12 protein-coding genes are annotated in these 18388 nt (G+C 38.9%); 7 read left to right on the top strand and 5 right to left on the bottom strand.

The features are described 5' to 3' along the window. Positions 1-28: 28 nt before the first annotated feature. From AC0UMU_RS04435 to AC0UMU_RS04410, 6 genes are all read left to right on the top strand, one after another. A complete protein-coding gene (locus tag AC0UMU_RS04435) occupies positions 29-3091 on the top strand; it encodes a SusC/RagA family TonB-linked outer membrane protein (protein ID WP_278716246.1) in 3063 nt (1020 codons plus the stop codon). An 11-nt stretch (positions 3092-3102) separates the two neighbouring features. After that, positions 3103-4440 (top strand): RagB/SusD family nutrient uptake outer membrane protein, encoded by a 1338-nt coding sequence (locus tag AC0UMU_RS04430; protein WP_278716249.1) that lies wholly within the window; start codon positions 3103-3105, stop codon positions 4438-4440. 22 nt (positions 4441-4462) lie between these two features. Beyond that, a complete protein-coding gene (locus AC0UMU_RS04425; RefSeq protein ID WP_022390482.1) occupies positions 4463-5581 on the top strand; it encodes an SGNH/GDSL hydrolase family protein in 1119 nt (372 codons plus the stop codon). 7 nt (positions 5582-5588) lie between these two features. Further along, complete coding sequence (locus tag AC0UMU_RS04420) at positions 5589-6419, top strand: endonuclease/exonuclease/phosphatase family protein (RefSeq protein WP_022390481.1); 831 nt, start codon at positions 5589-5591, stop codon at positions 6417-6419. A gap of 71 nt (positions 6420-6490) precedes the next feature. After that, a complete protein-coding gene (locus AC0UMU_RS04415) occupies positions 6491-7351 on the top strand; it encodes an endonuclease/exonuclease/phosphatase family protein (RefSeq protein ID WP_022390480.1) in 861 nt (286 codons plus the stop codon). Positions 7352-7480: 129 nt separating this feature from the next. Next, on the top strand, positions 7481-8704 hold the full coding sequence (locus AC0UMU_RS04410) for an ROK family transcriptional regulator (protein WP_278716252.1): 1224 nt from the start codon (positions 7481-7483) through the stop codon (positions 8702-8704). A 13-nt stretch (positions 8705-8717) separates the two neighbouring features. Here the strand turns inward: AC0UMU_RS04410 and AC0UMU_RS04405 are convergent, their stop codons facing one another. Both AC0UMU_RS04405 and AC0UMU_RS04400 read right to left on the bottom strand, forming a co-directional pair. Continuing rightward, positions 8718-11186: a bifunctional UDP-N-acetylmuramoyl-tripeptide:D-alanyl-D-alanine ligase/alanine racemase gene (locus AC0UMU_RS04405; protein ID WP_022390478.1), complete on the bottom strand. Its 2469-nt coding sequence runs from the start codon at positions 11184-11186 to the stop codon at positions 8718-8720. A gap of 4 nt (positions 11187-11190) precedes the next feature. Further along, entirely contained in the window at positions 11191-12183 is a 993-nt protein-coding gene (locus AC0UMU_RS04400) for a GSCFA domain-containing protein (RefSeq protein ID WP_473979880.1), read from the bottom strand. A gap of 524 nt (positions 12184-12707) precedes the next feature. Here AC0UMU_RS04400 and AC0UMU_RS04395 point away from each other — a divergent pair. Beyond that, positions 12708-13280, top strand: coding sequence for a hypothetical protein (locus AC0UMU_RS04395; RefSeq protein WP_122337369.1), 573 nt, complete (start codon positions 12708-12710; stop codon positions 13278-13280). A 40-nt stretch (positions 13281-13320) separates the two neighbouring features. Here the strand turns inward: AC0UMU_RS04395 and AC0UMU_RS04390 are convergent, their stop codons facing one another. The 3 genes from AC0UMU_RS04390 to AC0UMU_RS04380 form a co-directional block, all read right to left on the bottom strand. Continuing rightward, positions 13321-15330 (bottom strand): glycoside hydrolase family 97 protein, encoded by a 2010-nt coding sequence (locus AC0UMU_RS04390; RefSeq protein ID WP_022390475.1) that lies wholly within the window; start codon positions 15328-15330, stop codon positions 13321-13323. Positions 15331-15487: 157 nt separating this feature from the next. After that, entirely contained in the window at positions 15488-17761 is a 2274-nt protein-coding gene (locus AC0UMU_RS04385; RefSeq protein WP_022390474.1) for a choice-of-anchor D domain-containing protein, read from the bottom strand. A 24-nt stretch (positions 17762-17785) separates the two neighbouring features. After that, a complete protein-coding gene (locus tag AC0UMU_RS04380; RefSeq protein WP_147590018.1) occupies positions 17786-18373 on the bottom strand; it encodes a hypothetical protein in 588 nt (195 codons plus the stop codon). Between the last annotated feature and the right edge of the window lie 15 nt (positions 18374-18388).

The following is an 18388-nucleotide window of genomic DNA, read 5'->3' as shown; positions in this document are numbered from 1 at the left end:
TTCATCCCACAAAAATTTATAATTTATCATGAAAATATATCAAATAACACTTACAATTCTCATCGGGCTATTTACTGCCGGAAAACTTCCGGCACAAAGCCTTGAGAAAATAATTACCGGAACTGTAACAGATACAAAAGGTGAAATTCTTATCGGCGTATCAGTTTCTGTAAAAAGTAAAACGACTCAAACAATTACAGATATAAACGGTAAATATCGGATCAAAGCCGCACCTCGAGATACTTTGGTTTTTTCCTATATCGGCATGGAGACAAAAGAATATTACATAAAAAATAAAAAAGAGATAAATGCCATTCTCGAAGAAAAGGAACAATCCATGAAAGAAGTTGTTGTTGTAGGATATTCAACACAACAGCGCAAAGATGTCACCGGAGCCATATCTTCTTTGAAAATAAAAGATGACTTATCCGTTTCGTATGCCACATTCGACCAATTATTACAAGGCAAACTTAGCGGAGTACAAGTACAGTCTGTATCGGGAAATCCTGGAACTGCAGGGACAATACGCATTAGAGGAGTAGGATCTATTAACGGAGGGAATGACCCCTTATATGTTATCGATGGCATACCTATGGATACTGAAGACGGTTCAGAATTAACCGGATTATTCGGGTCTTCTTATCAGTCTCCTTTATCGCTGATAGACCCTTCAGATATAGAATCTATAGATGTCCTTAAAGACGCCGCAGCGGCCTCTATATATGGTTCAAGAGCGACAAACGGAGTAATTCTCATTACTACAAAAAAAGGACAGAGTGGACGCACCAGTTTCTCGCTGAACATGTCCTGTGGATTTAGCCAAGTACATAACCTACCAGAAATGGCAGATACAGATTTATACCTGACCGTCATGAACGAAGCTTATAATAATTATAACAAGGATAACAATTATAATCCAGGAGATGCTGGATATCAACCTTTATTAAAAGACCCGAGAGGAGTTAATTATCCCGGAGATTATGACTGGGTAAAACTCCCGTTCAGGGAAGATACACCTATTACTCAACGTTACTCTCTATCCATGAGAGGAGGAAATAGAAATACGAAGTTTTACTCAAATATTTCCTATTATGACCAAGAAGGTGTCATAAAAACAAACCGACTTAGAAGAATCAACTTCCGTTCAAATATAGACCATATCATATCTTCCAAAGTCAATTTTGGAGTTACAATAGGCCTCGGACACACAATTAATAACAGAGTACCGAGTGAAAACGGAAATTATGGATATATATTACGATCATTTCCACAACGTCCGTATGACCGACCTTACAAGAAAGATGGCTCGTATGCGATAGGAGGTATCGACCTCCGATATCACAATGTCCAGGCCATGATAAACGAATCTGCTTCCGATTACAAGATTTACTCGGCAAATGCATCTACTTATCTGAACTGGAAATTAGCAAAAGGCCTAATATATAAACCACAGCTAAGTTTGCTATACAATACGAATAACGACTTTTATAATCGGACAACAGATTTTCCGAATATGGAGTCTTACGATGGTTATACCCGAGAATCACGTGCAACTGCAATTCGCTACGTATTACAACATACGTTAACATATAAAACTATGATAAAAGAAAAGCTGGGATTAACTGCAATGGTAGGACAATCTTACGAACATTACAACCGTTCATGGAATATCTCCAGCGGGTGGGACTTTCCCACTAAACAATTCACATATATTCGTTCTGCCGCTTCATTCGGTGCTAACGGATATGCTTATGGAAGTACCCTGATCTCTCATTTCGGAAGATTAGACTTGAGTTGGGACGATAAATATTTGCTTGCAGCAACAGTACGCGCTGATGGATCTTCCAAGTTTCCCTCAAATGGCATGTGGGGAGTCTTCCCTTCTGCATCTATTGCCTGGCGCATCAATAAAGAAGATTTCATGAAAAGCTTCGACTTTATCAACGACTGGAAAATAAGAGTCAGTTGGGGTATGACCGGAGAACAATCAGGCGTAGGATATTATACAGCTCAACGGTACATGGGTGCTGAAGCTCCATATTATGGACAAGCCGGCATTATCCTTGAGAGTCCGGGCAATCGCGATCTGAGTTGGGAAAAAGCAGAACAAATAAATGTGGGAACTGATGCCGTCTTATTTAACGACAGGTTGAATATTTCGATTGATTACTATATAAAAAACACACACGGACTCCTCTTTGAAAAACCGATGCCAGCCACATATGGTTATAAAACAAAACTGGTAAATATCGGAAAAATGAGAAACTCCGGGCTCGAATTATCTCTGAAATCGGTAAATATCAAGCAACGTAATTTCGAATGGACTTCAAATCTAACTTTCACGACTATCAATAATAAAGTAAAAAAATTAATGGAAGGGAATACTCCCGTATATGTCGGCAATTACCATATTCTTGAAATCAACAAACCTGTTGGATCATTTTACCTATACAAGCAAGAAGGCATCTATCAGTCTGACAAAGAAGTGCCTGAAAACTTATACAAAAACGGAGTTCGAGCAGGAGATATGAAATATGCATTGGATGAAAACGGTAATCCTAAACGGATGATTACGGGAAAAGCTATGCCCGACTGGTATGGTGGATTTACAAATACCTTTAAATTTTATGGATTCGATCTAAATATTTCTCTTTCCTATCAATATGGGAATGATATATTAAATATTTTTCGAAGTGGATATTCTGACAGATTGGGACAAATGGATGCAAATATGTTGAAAGAAAGTGCTGAAAACAGATGGACAGGACCGGGAACGAGTAATAAATATCCCAGAGCATTATTTAATTCAGAATACAACAATATGGCCTCAGACCGTTATCTTGAAGACGGTTCTTTTCTCAAATTAAAAGATATAACACTAGGATATACCTTTCCGGTAGATTGGGTAAAACATATTAAGCTAAAACATCTACGTATATACGCAACCATGCAAAACGTAGCAACATGGACAAAATACTCAGGTATGGACCCAGAAGTAAGCTATACACTTTCTCCTAAAGAAATGGGGCAGGACTTTTTCGGCACACCTAATCCCAGAATGTATTTAATAGGCCTTTCCTTAAACTTTTAATCTATAGAAATATGAAAAATTTCAAACTTATAACAACCTTACAGATACTTATCTTTTTCTCGTCATGTAACTTTCTTTTAGAAGAAACACCTGTCGATACCCTTCAGGAAAACGAATTATCGTCAGAACATATCCAAAGTCTTGTTCGAGGAGTCTATCATACTCTAGCAGATTGTACACCTGCCGGACTTATATTGAATGATTGCCTGGGAGAAATAATTGAAAACAATTCAAATAATGGAAGTTTAGTTAATGCCAATATTGCCCATAATAATTTTTCGTCAGACAATAGCTTCGTCGAGAATTATTATTATCATTTCTATAGTGTAATACATCAAGCAAATTATGTGCTCAATTATTTGTCCACTAAATCCGACCTATCAAACATAAGCAACAGACAGATGATCGGATCCCTCCATTATCTAAGAGCTTATTGTTATTTAAAATTAGTAACACAGTTCGGAAATGTGCCAATATCTACCCAGATTACAGAAGAGGTCATACCGAGGTCCCCTGCATCCGATGTATGGCAACTTATTAAAGATGATTTAGATATTGCAATAACTCAATGTCGTTCATGGGATCAAGCTCCACCCGAATTTCCTACTGCAGCTCGGTACTACTACTATGCATCTTCCGAAGCAGCATCAGCCCTGTTGGCTAGAGTATATTTATACAATAAAGAATATAACAAAGCCAAATCGATAGCTCGCCGTTTTCTCGAAGACTCCCGCTTCCAACTAATTCCAGCTGCTAATATGGCAGCATCAGCTGTAGGTGTAGGGCCTAAAGAACTTATCATGTGTATCTCAAACAATACCGGAGCGTACTACTACAGAAACATATTTAACACCTACGCCATGACTCCATCAGGATCATACCAATTCAAGCCATCTCAATCTTTTATAGATTCAATGGACCCTACAGATGCACGTTATACACTCTGCATCGGACAAAGTAACGACGGTTATACAACAGTAAATAAATTCAACTATAATTCTGTAAGTACATGTCCGTTCACCATATCCAGATTTACAGAAATGTACCTAATTTTTGCAGAATGCGCTCCTGACGAATCAGGACTTGAGAAACTGAATTATTTACGATCTGAAAGAAATCTCCCTCCATTAGACAAAAAAATTCTGAATGATCCCAGTAAATATATAGATGCCATACTCGACGAACGCAAATTCGAATTCTATGGAGAAAACCATTATTTTTATGATCTGGTTCGTCTAGGTAAAGCTCTCGATAAACTGGTCTATACCAAAAACAAATATCAGTTTTTATTACCAATTCCACAAAGTCAGGTCAATTTAGGATTAAAACAAAATCCAGGATACTTCTAGCAATTTTAATATTACTTTTATTATGAATCACAGATTAAACATATTTTGTTTATATTTTTTCTTGAGCATCATAGCAAACGCTCAAGAAATGAAATGGTGGAATCCCCAAAACTCAACGATAAATGCTATCGAAGGACAAGCCTGGCAAGGAGAACACGAAGGTTTTTATGACAGGCTACCTACTCGAGCAAAATCCATTGTCAGACCGGAAGTCTGGGCTCGTTCTAAATTTTCATCCGGACTGACAATTCGATTCAAAACAAACTCCCCAACAATACAGATACGATATAAAGTCGGAGGTAGACTAACTTTACCAACCATGCCAGCAGTCGGAGCAAGCGGCCTCGATTTATATGCGGTCAATGGGGACAAATTCTATTGGTGCCGTCCTGCAACGACATTCGGGGATACCATTATCTATAAATACACCGGATTAAAACCGACTCCCAGTTATTATGAAGAAGGGCTGGAATATAAGCTCTTTTTGCCTCCCTATAACAGCATACTCTCATTAGAAATCGGAGTATATGAGAACCGGACATTCATGCCACTTAGCTCACGTGACGAACTCCCGATCATTGTATATGGCACTTCTATTACACAAGGTGGATGTGCCAGCCGACCGGGAATGACATGGACGTCAATACTTCAGCGAAAACTAAACAAACCACTCATTAATCTAGGATTTTCAGGAAACGGACGTTTAGAACCGGAAGTCATACAACTCATTTGCGAACTGGACGCAGCCATTTTCATATTAGACTGTTTACCAAATTTAACCTCTGAAACAGTATATGATGATAAAAAATTAGAAACATTGATCATAAATGCCGTAAAGGATATTCGAGACAAACATCCGCAAACTCCTATAATATTAACAGATCACGACGGATATAGTAGCGGGTTTAAAAACGCAATATCACAACCCCGATACCACCGATACTATAACCGAGTAAATAAAGTTATGGATAAAGCATTCGCTAAGTTAAAAAGACAAGGAATAAAGGATATATATCATTTAAGCTTCGATGATATTGATCAATTACAGGACGGAAAAGTCGATGGAACTCACCCGAGCGATCTCGGAATGATGCAAATAGCCACAGCTTACGAAAAAATCATACGTGAAATATTAAAATAAAATTATTATGAAAAGAACAAGTATATTTATATTTATTTTATTCTTCATCATTTCTGCAAAAGCTCAACAGAAACAAGACAATTTCAAGATCCTATGTTATAATGTGCTACACGGATTCGAAAGTAATCCGAAAGTTATGGATAAATATGTAACATGGGTAAAAACAATAGATCCGGATATTGTCGCTTTCCAGGAAATGAATAAATTTACCGATAAATCTTTAAAAGAACTTGCTGCTCGTTATGGACATTACTATTCGGCAATTTCTAAAGAAAACGGATATCCTGTCGCCATAACGTCCAAGTATCCCATACGTGACCTTATAAAAGTAGACGATCACATGGAACACGGATATATGTACGCAAAAATAAACGATATCAATCTATTCGTCGTACATTTATCATCATGGAGCTTTTTCTTAAGAGAAAAGGAGATACAGCGCATTCTTTCACATGCAGCCCTAATTCCGGAGAACGAAAAAATCGTTATCACAGGAGATTTCAATTCTCTATGTGAAACAGATTCTTTAACTCACAAAGATGGATATCTAGAGCGAGTCAAACGCCGAGAACAAAAAGATCCGAGATACAAAGCCTTAAATAACGGAAAACTGGATTATTCCGTTATCCACACTGTCAAAGATGCCGGATACTCCGACTCATTCCTGATGTTTCATGATGCTTTTACCCGGGCATTTCCCAAACATTTAAGGAGAGTGGACTATTTGTGGCTAAATCCCCAAATGGCAAAATATGTCATAGCTTCCGATTTTATTTATGATGATAAGAATAACGAAATATCAGACCATTTCCCATTATTAGTAAAATTTAAATTCTAAAATATACAATAAAGTCGGGGTATGATTTTTAAATCTTGTTCATATTCCGACTTTACAGAATTCCCAATCTCATGAAAAATCTTGATTTCTATATAACCTTTGCAATCCTATTGTGCTCCTATTCCAGCATAATATCCTGCACTCAAAACGAACTACCAGAAAATACCAATAATAAAGAAAACAATGACTATATATCATTAAAACTCGTGAGTTATAATGTCAAATATTTCAGCTATGATAATAATGACCCATTAAATTATTTTACAATAGCATCGCTTATGCGCGAACTAAAGGCCGATATTATATGTCTGCAAGAACTGGATAGCTGCACCACTCGTACAAACGGCCATTTTCAATTAGCCAGATTTACCCAATATATGGGATGGGACAATTACTATTTCGGTAAAGCAATAGATTATCAAAAAGGAGGATATGGTATCGGCATATCTTCCCGAGAGAAAATAGAAAACAGTTTCAAAATAATTCTGCCCACCGGAGCAGAAAACCGTATCATCGCCATCGCGGAATTTCAAGACTACATCGTAGCATCAGTGCATCTGGACCATAAACTAAACCAATTGGCCGAGGCTGAAGAAATTAACAAAAACATGTACAAACTGTATCAAAACAGTAATAAACCCGTTTTCTTATTAGGAGACTTCAATTCAAAGACTGACTCTGAAACTATTTCCCTATTAAAAGAGAAATGGAAGATTATCTCTTCCGACAAAAACACATTCCCAGCCTCATCTCCTTCTCAACGTATCGACTATATCATGCAACTAAAAAACGGAATAACTTGTACTGTAGTAGAGACAGACGTTCCTTCTGCATACACCTTAACACAGGGTGACATATCGAGAGCTTCCGACCACAGACCAGTTTATACAATTGTCAAATTTAAAAAGAATAAACAGACCGACATTCAGTAAAACAGAACCGTTCCGAATGTTTGAAAATATAATTTATATGAAATTTACTAAGTTATAAATTCAGAAAACAGAAATCAATGAGTTATTGAGTATATTTGCTATTTATATTAAAATGGTTAAAAAATAGGTATGGACAACAGTTCGATATACGGAGTGGACACAAAAAAGATTCTTATAAAAAAGAGTATTATAAATTTTTACATCTACAATAAAGGAGCAACAATTGCAGATCTTTCAAAAGAGTTCAATTTAAGCGGACCTACTGTTGCAAAAATCATATCTGAAATGATTGAAGAGGGGTTTATTATAGACTATGGTAAACTTAAAACCTGTAGTGGAGGCAGACGCCCCAATTTATACGGATTAAATCCCGAATCAGGTTATTTTGTAGGAGTTGATATTAAAAAATTCGGAATTAATATTGGCATTGTAAATTTTAAAGGAGATATTGTTGATTTACAAACGAATATTTCATTTAAAAACGAGAATACAATAGAATCATTCAATGCCCTCTGCGAAATAATACAAACTTTCATAAACAAGCACAAATCTATCCGAAATAAAATATTGGACATAAATATCAATATATCAGGACGTATAAACGCCGAATCAGGATATAGCTACAGTATATTCTATTTCGGCGAGCGCCCTTTAACCGATTTATTTTATGAAAAATTAGGATATCAAGTTTTCATAGACAACAATACTCGTGCTATGCTTTATGGCGAATACATGAGTAATAATACCAATAATGCAAAAAACATTATTTTTGTCAATATCAGTTGGGGACTGGGTATAAGCATAATGATAAACGGACAGCTATATTATGGCGAATCTGGCTTCTCCGGAGAATTCGGACATATCAGTGTATTCGATAACGAAGAATTATGTCACTGCGGTAAAAAAGGATGTCTGGAAACCGAAACTTCAGGATCGGCCATTCATCGTATCTTTATGCAACGTGTTCTCAATGGTGAAAACTCAATTCTTTCAGCATCAATAAAAGAAGGTAATAATCTAACATTAAGTGACATTATAGATGCAGTGAACAAAGAAGACATATTAGCCATTGATATTATTGAAGAAGCTGGAAACAAATTAGGAAAATATATTGCCGGACTTATCAATATTTTTAATCCCGGATTAGTGATAATCGGAGGAGAATTATCACAAACCGGAGATTATATCAGTCTGCCAATTATAAGTGCTATTAATAAATTTTCTCTTAACCTTGCCAACAAAGACTCCGTTATCACAATTTCTAAATTAAAAGATAAAGCTGGAGTCATTGGAGCCTGTATGTTGGCTCGGAACAATTACCTTAGATTATCACAAATCGGATATAAATATTAAATACAAAAAAGAACTATTCTCTATAATATACCCTCTTCACTCGGGAAGAAACCGAGGTCAATATTTCATACGGAATCGTTTGTAGCCATTCTGCAACTTCCGTTACCGGTAACTGTTCCCCGAATATCTCCACACGATCTCCTTCCTTGCAATCGATATCCGTAACATCGATCATACAAACATCCATACATATATTCCCGACAATCGGCGCTCTCTTCCCATTAACGACAACTGCTCCTTTTCGATTGCCCAAATGCCGATTCAATCCGTCTGCATAACCGATAGGAATAGCGGCAATCCGAGAACGACGTGTAAGTACTCCACGTCGGCTATATCCGACCGTCTGGTCCTCATCCAGTTCTTTAATTTGTAAAATCGTAGTTTTCAACGTCGAGACAGTACGCAAGTCCGTATCCATCCCGCAAGCCGAAATGCCGTAAAGACCTATCCCCAAACGAACGGCCTCCATCTGCTCTTCGGTAAACCGGGTAATTCCGGAAGTATTCAGAATATGCCGCATTACCGGTTGGGGAGTAGCAGATTGCACCGCAACGGCACACTCCTTAAACAAAGCGATCTGCTGACGTGAGAAAGCATCGAAACGAGGTTCGTCGCTTCCGGCAAAATGAGAAAATACAGATCGTGCCATCACTGTCGTTTGAGATTTCAGCCGCTCCGACAAACGTGGCATATCTTCCAATGTAAATCCGAGTCTATGCATTCCCGAATCTATCTTGACATGTATCGGATAACGCATAATTCCCTGTCGTTCTGCTTCATATATTAAAGCATCCAATAATTTAAAACTATAGACTTCCGGTTCAAGAGAATAACGGAACAACGTACGGAAACTATTCATTTCAGGATTCATAACCATAATCGGCATCGTTATGCCGGCTTTCCTCAACTCAGCGCCTTCGTCCGCCACAGCCACGGCCAGATAATCGCATCCCCGATCCTGCAGAGTTTTAGCCAACTCATACGAACCCGCTCCATAACCGAAAGCTTTCACCATACAAATAATTTTGGTTTCAGGTTTCAGCTTTTGTTTATAATAATTATAATTATCTATAATTGCATCCAGATTAACTTCCAAAATCGTTTCATGCTGCTTCAATTCCAAAGCTTCCGAAATTTCTTCAAAATGATAATTCCGAGAACCCTTGATCAAGATAAGCTCATTCGAGAAACACTCTGCCGCCCCTGACGACAAAAACTCTCCGGTAGTAGAATAAAATTCCGCTTCCATAGGGAAAAGGGACTTATATGACAAAAGCTCCCGGCCTATCCCTATAAACCTGTCGATCTTCTTATGAATGACAATCTCGGCAACACGCCGATACAACTCATCGGGCGACATTCCCGATTGCAATATATCCGACAATATCAACGTACGTCTCATTCCCCGTGCCGCCGAACGCCTGTTCTGAAAATCAAGGGCAATATCCAAAGAATTAATGTCCGAATTATACGAATCATTAATGATAAGACAACCATTACGACCCTCTTTTACCTCCATACGCATAGCGACAGGCTCAAGCTTACACATGCGAGCTGCAATTTCTTCTCCGGTTTTACCCAAGTAAAGCATAACCGCCAGACAATGTATCGCATCTTCTATCGATGCATCTTCTACAAAAGGTATCGTAAATGAAGAAGAAAAACGCAAATAATCATAATCGATACGGGTCGAATCTTCTCCTTTTACAATTTTAGAAATATATAAAGCCCTGTCTTTGTCTTTTCTCGACCAGGCTATTTCCCGTGTTCCCATGCACATTTTTTCGGCAGAATCTACAATCAGAGGATCATCTCCATCATAGATAACCGATTCGGAATGCGTAAAAAGAGAAAGTTTCTCGATACATTTCTCCTGCATCGAAGAAAATCCCTCCTGATGGGCATCTCCCAAATAAGTCAAAATACCGAATGTCGGTTTTATTATCGCTTCCAACTTATCCATTTCTCCGGGTTTGGAGATTCCGGCTTCAATAACGGCAAGCTCGGTATTCTCATCGATCTCCCAAACAGAAAGCGGCACTCCGATCTGCGAATTATAACTACGCGGAGAACGCACCATATTATAATCCTCATGCAATAACTGGTAAAGCCACTCTTTTACTACGGTTTTCCCATTACTCCCGGCAACTCCTATCACCGGAATCTTGAAACGTTTTCGATGTGCAGCCGCAAGACTTTGCAAAGCAGACAAGGTATCTTTTACCAAAAGGAAATTGGCATCTGCCATCTGCTTCCGGTCTTCCGGTAAAGAGCTCACGACAAAGTTACGGACACCTTTTCTATACAAGTCTCCTATATATCGATGAGCATCGTTACGTTTTGTCACCAATGCAAAAAAAAGAGTCTTTTCGGGGAAAGTCAAAGAACGACTATCCGTTAATAAATCCGATACCGTACACTCATGTACTATATCGCACTTTGCCTGTAAAATGCAAACGATATCTGTTATTTTATAATTCATCCGGTTATAATGTTTTTAAAAACAACTCCAGAGAATCTATCTCTTTCGAAAGATCAAAGTAAGAATATTTTTCCCGGATTTTTTTCAGTTTAAACAAATTTTGCATAGTAAAATCCCGGAATGCGTCCTTATCCGGAGTAAGAGGGCGATGATTCAACGCTTTTTCAAGACGTTCCCACTCCCGGTTCAAGGTCTGGGTCTCTTCAGAGAAACACGCTTCGGAAAAACGCTCCCAAATATATCTTATCGCCTGCTCATTCGGATGTGTCATTCCGGCATCATAAAAACGGTAATCCCTCAACTCGTCCATAACGATCTCATAAGAAGGAAAATAGATGCACCTATCAGGATACATCCGACATAACTCGTCCACGAATAAAAGCAAGACAGATTTACTAAGTTGGTTTTCATGCGCACCGTCTCTTAAATGACGGATCGGGCTGACCGTAAACATAATTCTTAATTCGGGGTTCGAATCTGACAAACGTTCTATCAGAGGAATCCATCCCCGAATCATCTCATCGACTCCGACACGACGACGATCGAACAACGAAGCCGGCAATTTATGACAATTAGCAACCACCTTTCCGGTCTCCCGCAAAGAATAGACGTATGCCGTACCAAAAGTCACCAACAGCCAAGACGCCCGGTGCAGTTGTTCCGCTCCAGCCTTCAACTCCCGATTAATTCCGTCAATACATAGTTCCGGATCTGTATGTGAAAAACGGGAATGATGCCGAAAACTGTGCCAAAGATTACCATCCCGAAAAATATCATTTACTGTATATTGATAACGGTCCGACATCATTTGCAAAGCGTCTGCAATGGAAACCGGATTATACAAAATACCCGTAGGATTAATTTTTACATTAAATTTATGAGCAACCAATAAATGCCCTATATTCTCGGCAAAACAAGAACCCAACAACAAAATCTTATCCCGATGAGAGATCTGATGTTGCAATTTTTCACAAGGTACGATCGTTCTAAATTCCATGTAACAAACATACAAAAAATAATGAAGCTTTTTAGAGCCTATCTAAAATTTACTCGGACAAAGTTTAAGAAAAATCCACATGAACAGGCGGTTCCTCTCTCAATAGCAAAACCATACCGATACCGTCAATATCGTTATAGACCGGAAGAAAAGGGGAAAAACAACCGGATAATATTTTTTATTAGAGAAATTAAACAAACTTTTGAAATAACAAATCAAAAACTAAAAGATAATTTTCCCACGATATTTAACAAAAAAATATCTCTCCGACAGATACATACAATAAAGCTTTTTACTACTTTTGTAGCCCGAAATCGATCTTGAAGCGATGGTGACAACTTCAGGATTTTAGTTAAAGAGCTTTAGAGCCTGTCTAAATTTTGGAGAGTTTATTTTGAACGATTTTCTTGAAGATACTATTATGTATTTTACAAAAGGAAGATAATGGATCGACTTGATCGACAACTTCTTGATCGGGAAATTTAAACAAGCTTTTAATTAAATAAAATGATTCATTACGAATTATGAAAAAGCATCTTTTTTCTTTTGTAGTAATTTTTCTTCTCTTAGGATGCAATTCTCCTAAAAACTCAAATGAAGAGGCTCGTCAAGAAAATGAAATTCTACCCGCTGTTATCATCGAAACAAAGCAAGAAACGGATACAGTCAAACCTTCGGATATGTACAGCAACGCTTTAGATCTTCCCGAATTTCAAGATTGTACCGATTTCGGAGGAGCATTAATTTCGGACGATTACGGTGTGCATGTACTGCAAAACGACAAAAAAAGAATTACCTATCTGCTATTTGACGAACTCTCTGCAAGAAACAACAGCGGTATGCCTCTGTGGAAACTTCTCGACACACTTCAGTTGCAAGGGACAGAACTGAATATCGGATGGACAGGAAACGTAATGCTGAACGGTCGAATAGACAATGAACTCATCGTTCTTCTGCCGGATGATATAGATTGGATCGATACCGAAATATTCGATACGGTAAAACAAGCTTGGAGATTTGACCGAATACGAAAAAAAATCATAGAGATACCGGTCAAAGGTATTAAGTGCAAAAACGATATGTACGGCATCGATTGACATACAAAAAATGCGGGATATCCCGCATTTTTTATGTTCATCATTCCGGACGGAAATAAACAGCCTGCCCTCCTCCGTCTGCCAATTTCATATGTAACGTATCGGCAGAAGTCACAATCCTATGTTCTATCTTATAATCCGTAGGATTATCTTTCCAATGTGCATTATCCCCGTCAGCATAAATATCCGCGTGATATTTTATGTCGGGGCTTAAAAAGTCAAGAGGAATGTTTATCGTACGTCCGTTTTCATTCGTAGTCGCTCCAAGGTAAAACCGATCACCGGCTTGACGCATAACCGCGATATACTCTCCCGGTTCACCGACTAAGGCTTCAGAACGGTCGCAATCGGCATCAAAATCAATAAAGAACTGAAATGCCGGATGATTTTCATAATTCTCGATCATATCCGAAGCCATCTGCAACGGACTGTACAAAATTACCCAATTCGCAATTTGTTTGGCAAGAGTCGTGTTTACTCGACTATTCCCTTTATCCAAGTCGTTCCATTTTTTACGTAACGGAGAGTTGCGGGTTTTCTTGAATAGGATATCGAATGTTCCCGGAGTATAATCCATAGGGCCACCCAACAAACGAGTAAAAGGCAATATTTCATGATGAGACGGCGGATTTCCTTCACTCCATGCATTCCATTCCATACCTCGAGCTCCTTCTCGAGACATCATATTCGGCCATGTCCGACGAATACCGGTATCCTTTATCGGTTCATGTGCATTTACGGTTATTCTATATTTTGCCGCAGTTTCCACTACCTTCTGGTAATGCCGAACACCATATTGACTGTGATGCCAATACCCTCCGGGCATAGCTCCGGCATAACCGGTTTTCAGATCGTGTACTCCATAATCGACATACCAACGCAACGCCTTATCCAACTGCCTTTCATAATTCGGGACATTTCCTCCGGTTTCATGATGTCCGATAATACGAACTCCCTTTTCCTGTGCATAAGCAGCAATTTCATCCATATCGAAATCGGCATAAGGCTTCGTATAGTCAAAATTCTGACGGCCGCCCCAACTTTCCCAGCCCTCATTCCAACCTTCAAATAAAACACCTTCGATATTATGGGCTGCCGCAAAATCTATATAGCGTTTAGCATTCTCCGTTGTCGCACCATGACGGTCATTAATAACCCAAGACTCGACACCAAGATGCATCCCCCACCAAACACCAACATACTTCATCGGTTTTATCCAATCTATAGAATCAAGGACACAAGGATCGTTTAAGTTCAAAATAAGAGATGAGTTTATCAAACCTACAGCCTTAGGAGCGATCTGAATCGTGCGCCATGCCGTTTTAAATGCACCCGGGACATGAGCTTTCGTGCCATCGGGCAAAGGAGCTAACTCGGATTTGAATTTCCGCTCTCCGCATTTTTTTAATGTCATCTCCGGGAAATCATATAACGCAGCCTCATGAATGCTTGCATAGATACCGTTATCCGTCCTAAAAGTAATCGGAGTATTAGCGGTCTCCACTTCACTGATTTTTTGTGGAATATATAACAATTCGTAAGTCTCGAAATTTGCAGGAATCGACCAAGACCGGCCATCCTGTGCAAAATCGAATTCGGTCAGTTCATCCATAACGACTAAAGAATCCTTGTCAGGATGCTCATACTCATATCTGAATCCGATACCGTCATCAAAGACCCTGAAACGAATCACCAAAGACACATCTTCTTCGTTCTCCAGACAAACAGACATCTCGTTATAATGATTTCTGTTCTTTTTATTTTCCCCCCACGGTTGAGTCCAAACTTCATCTTTCGAAGAAAATTCGGTCTTACTTATTCTAAACGGCCCTGATATAAGGGAATCTTTAAAAACAAAGCCCAAACGGGAATCCCTTATAAAACTCTCTCCTTCTACATTCACCGAGTAACTAAGATTTCCACCGTCCGGATTATTCAAGACGACCTCAATACGCCCGTCAGGAGACAAGACCCGCTCTTGCAGCGAACTCCGACACCCTATCAATAAAAACAGAATCGTAACAGTACAACAATATAACTTCTTTCTCATTTTTCACTTTTTTATAAATAATCCATTTCAAACATAGTAAAAAAACATAAAAAATAAAACAACTCCATACTATTATTCAACAAAAATTCAGGGCCGACTTCAAAAAACGAAAATCAACCCTGAATTAACCCATTGATACCGTCAGGACTCTTCGCTATTACAAACTAACCTTATACGCTTTATTCTCAACTACCACAATCACATTCTTTTGAGGAACGGGGATTACAATTTCCCGACCTGTCGCCTTTATCATTTTTACAAGAGTTCCCTTTAAAGTAAATACATTCACAACAGTACCCCTCGGTGCTGAGACATAAAGATTTCCATTAAATCCGTAAGGTCTCTTTTCCGATACCGAATCGCCTTTTATTCCGGAAACAGAAGTAACGACCGCCGAAAGAGCAATTTCATAAGAAAAACCTTTACCATCAGAAAATATCACTGTTGCATTATAAACTCCTTCAGACTCAGGAGTAAATGTAATCTCTATATCCTTTTCACCGTTTTCCTCATCTCGACCAATAACAGAAGATGAAACGGCAAACAACGCTGCATCTTCACCTTCCAATGTTACTGTCACATCATTCTCCATATGCAACAAAGACAATTTAAGTGAACGGGATACCGGTTCCGTTGTCAAATCAGATCCAAAGTCCAATTCCGTTATTCCGGCAAAATCAATGACTGTATGATAATATGCTTCTGCCAAAAGGTCTATACTCTTTACCTCTTCTCCGCCATAATAGATTAATATCTCTCCAGATATCCGTCCCTGCTCATCGGGAGTAAATGTCACGATTATTTCTTGCTCACCGGATGCATCTACCGGAATCTCCGTCTTAGAAAGGACAAAGCATTCATCAGACGAAGTCAATAACACACTTTCTTTCAAATTGGCAACATCCAATATAAAGCGTCTCTTCTCAGGCTGATCACCGATAGCGACACGTCCGAAATCCAGTTCAGCGACATCGGTATCAACAGAAGGTGCTGCAACAGATTTTCCCCGAAGAGCAACAGTTTTCTCAACTTCTCCGCTTTTCAATAGAAGTAAAGCGGTATATTCCTGCACTGAACTCGGTGCAAATTTTACCGTAACGGTTTGTTCGCTTTTACCATCAACTATTATCAAAGAAGGATTCACTTCAAATATAGGATTATCGCACGTCACTGTTATATCTTCTGATAAACCAGAAAAAACAACCGTAAATGTCTGTTCTTCAAATTGACCGGCAACAACATCTTCAAACACCAACTCTTCAATGCTCGTTTCCATCAAGATCGGAGGCATCACAGCCTCTCCTACACCCAAAACCTTCACAGTCTCATTTATGCCATCTCCTTTTATCGTAATAAAACCCGTTGCATTACCACCTCTTACCGGAGTAAATTTCACTTTCACCATCTGCGGTTCGGTGCTATCCTGATCTACGTGAGACAAATCGACCGAAAAATCGGCATAATTCGATATAATATCCAATCCGCTTGCCAAATCAGTCGGGGTGAAAGAAAACTGCAATTCTTTGCTTTCCCCACATGCCACGGTACCAAAATCCAATACCGAAGTCGAAAGTTCGACTTGAGGAGACTTTATCTCTACAGGAACATAAAAGCCGATTTTATCTCCTCCGGAAATTTTAAACCCTGCCGCACAACCTTTGCCAGAAGGATCGTTCCCCACATTACCTTCTACCCAAATCTGACGTCCGATTAACTCCGGATGCGATTTGCTACCCCACTCATTTCTCGTACTGCCGGCAGGCAGTTCTATCACCATAATTTTATGCTTTCTATTATTATAAACTTCATCTTTCGAATCGGCAATAGCGATATAACGATCTTGAATATACCCCTCATTCAAACCAGTCGAAGTAATACATCCCAAATAATAACCAACAATCCGCTTAGCTCCTTTTTCCGCTATGGCATTCTCAACCGACACAGGAGTCTCACCACCCGCTGCTCCGATACCGGTTAAAGAAATTTTCTTTTCAAGTCCGAAAGCAACAAAAGAAAGTTCTCCCGAATATTCATTTTCCGTATCCGGAGCAAAAACGACAGTTATTTGCTGTGGTTCAGACAGATTTGCAGGAATAACCTCAGGAGTCACCGAGAAAGAAGAATTATCTGCTGTTATCATCACATCTTCTGCCAGATTCTCCGCTGTCACATAAAAAGAAAGCTGACGGGAAGAGCCTTTTGACACCGCTCCAAAATTAAGATCTCCAACCGAAGAATATATAACCGGAGAATTCTCAGATAACCCTTTCCCCGAAACAGTATATACGACATCCAAGTCTGTTCCGCTCACCTGTATGTTTCCTGTATAAGATGTCACCGCCTTAGGAGAAAAAGTTACCGTTATCACCGTCGTGGACACATCCTGTAAAATTTTTGCAGGTGTTATATCAAATGCATCATTATCACACATCAAGGTCAAGTCATTTTTCAGTTTTCAGGTCTCAACCTCAAACGTCAATACAGAAGATTCTCCCTCCTTAACATATCCAAAGTCCAAAGTTTCAGGAGAGAATGACACTTCAGGAGACTGGGAAACCCCATTCATTTGCAAAGATGTCACAACCAAAGGAGCTTGGGCATACTGTCCTGCAGTAATAACAACTGTAAATCGCTCCACGAGATCTCCAATTTCCATGACTTGACTCGTACCATACTTATCGACATCCTGTATATTAAGTTCTTTCAATACACGCTGATCCACAGCGCTAATAATTCTCACATTCAATGTCGTATTCCAATCCCCACTTGATTTTCCGAAAATTTCTAACGAAAGTCCCGTATGCGGACCGAAAACCGGAGATGTTATTGATCCGGCATCTAATCCGGCACCGGTCGCTTTCTGCTCTAAAGTCAAACGATCCGTCCCGATAACAGCCCTGTTATTACAAACCCATCCGTCTTTTTCCATAGACGAGAAATTCCCTTTATACTGAAATACCATATCATCCTGTGCCATAGCAGACACCCCATATCCACCAAAGAAAAACAATACAAATACAAGCCAAATTTTAAATGTTTTCATAAGCATTAATAAGAT

The sequence above is a fragment of the Coprobacter fastidiosus genome, assembly GCF_982245605.1.
This window is presented reverse-complemented; position numbering and strand designations above follow the sequence as displayed.

Bases quoted from the DNA above. Each gene is read 5' to 3' on its own strand.
- AC0UMU_RS04385 (WP_022390474.1), bottom strand. From the start codon at position 17,761: ATGTGTGATAATGATGCATTTGATATAACACCTGCAAAAATTTTACAG.
- AC0UMU_RS04410 (WP_278716252.1), top strand. From the start codon at position 7,481: ATGGACAACAGTTCGATATACGGAGTGGACACAAAAAAGATTCTTATA.
- AC0UMU_RS04420 (WP_022390481.1), top strand. From the start codon at position 5,589: ATGAAAAGAACAAGTATATTTATATTTATTTTATTCTTCATCATTTCT.
- AC0UMU_RS04390 (WP_022390475.1), bottom strand. From the start codon at position 15,330: ATGAGAAAGAAGTTATATTGTTGTACTGTTACGATTCTGTTTTTATTG.
- AC0UMU_RS04425 (WP_022390482.1), top strand. From the start codon at position 4,463: ATGAATCACAGATTAAACATATTTTGTTTATATTTTTTCTTGAGCATC.
- AC0UMU_RS04400 (WP_473979880.1), bottom strand. From the start codon at position 12,183: ATGGAATTTAGAACGATCGTACCTTGTGAAAAATTGCAACATCAGATC.
- AC0UMU_RS04430 (WP_278716249.1), top strand. From the start codon at position 3,103: ATGAAAAATTTCAAACTTATAACAACCTTACAGATACTTATCTTTTTC.
- AC0UMU_RS04405 (WP_022390478.1), bottom strand. From the start codon at position 11,186: ATGAATTATAAAATAACAGATATCGTTTGCATTTTACAGGCAAAGTGC.
- AC0UMU_RS04395 (WP_122337369.1), top strand. From the start codon at position 12,708: ATGAAAAAGCATCTTTTTTCTTTTGTAGTAATTTTTCTTCTCTTAGGA.
- AC0UMU_RS04435 (WP_278716246.1), top strand. From the start codon at position 29: ATGAAAATATATCAAATAACACTTACAATTCTCATCGGGCTATTTACT.
- AC0UMU_RS04415 (WP_022390480.1), top strand. From the start codon at position 6,491: ATGAAAAATCTTGATTTCTATATAACCTTTGCAATCCTATTGTGCTCC.
- AC0UMU_RS04380 (WP_147590018.1), bottom strand. From the start codon at position 18,373: ATGAAAACATTTAAAATTTGGCTTGTATTTGTATTGTTTTTCTTTGGT.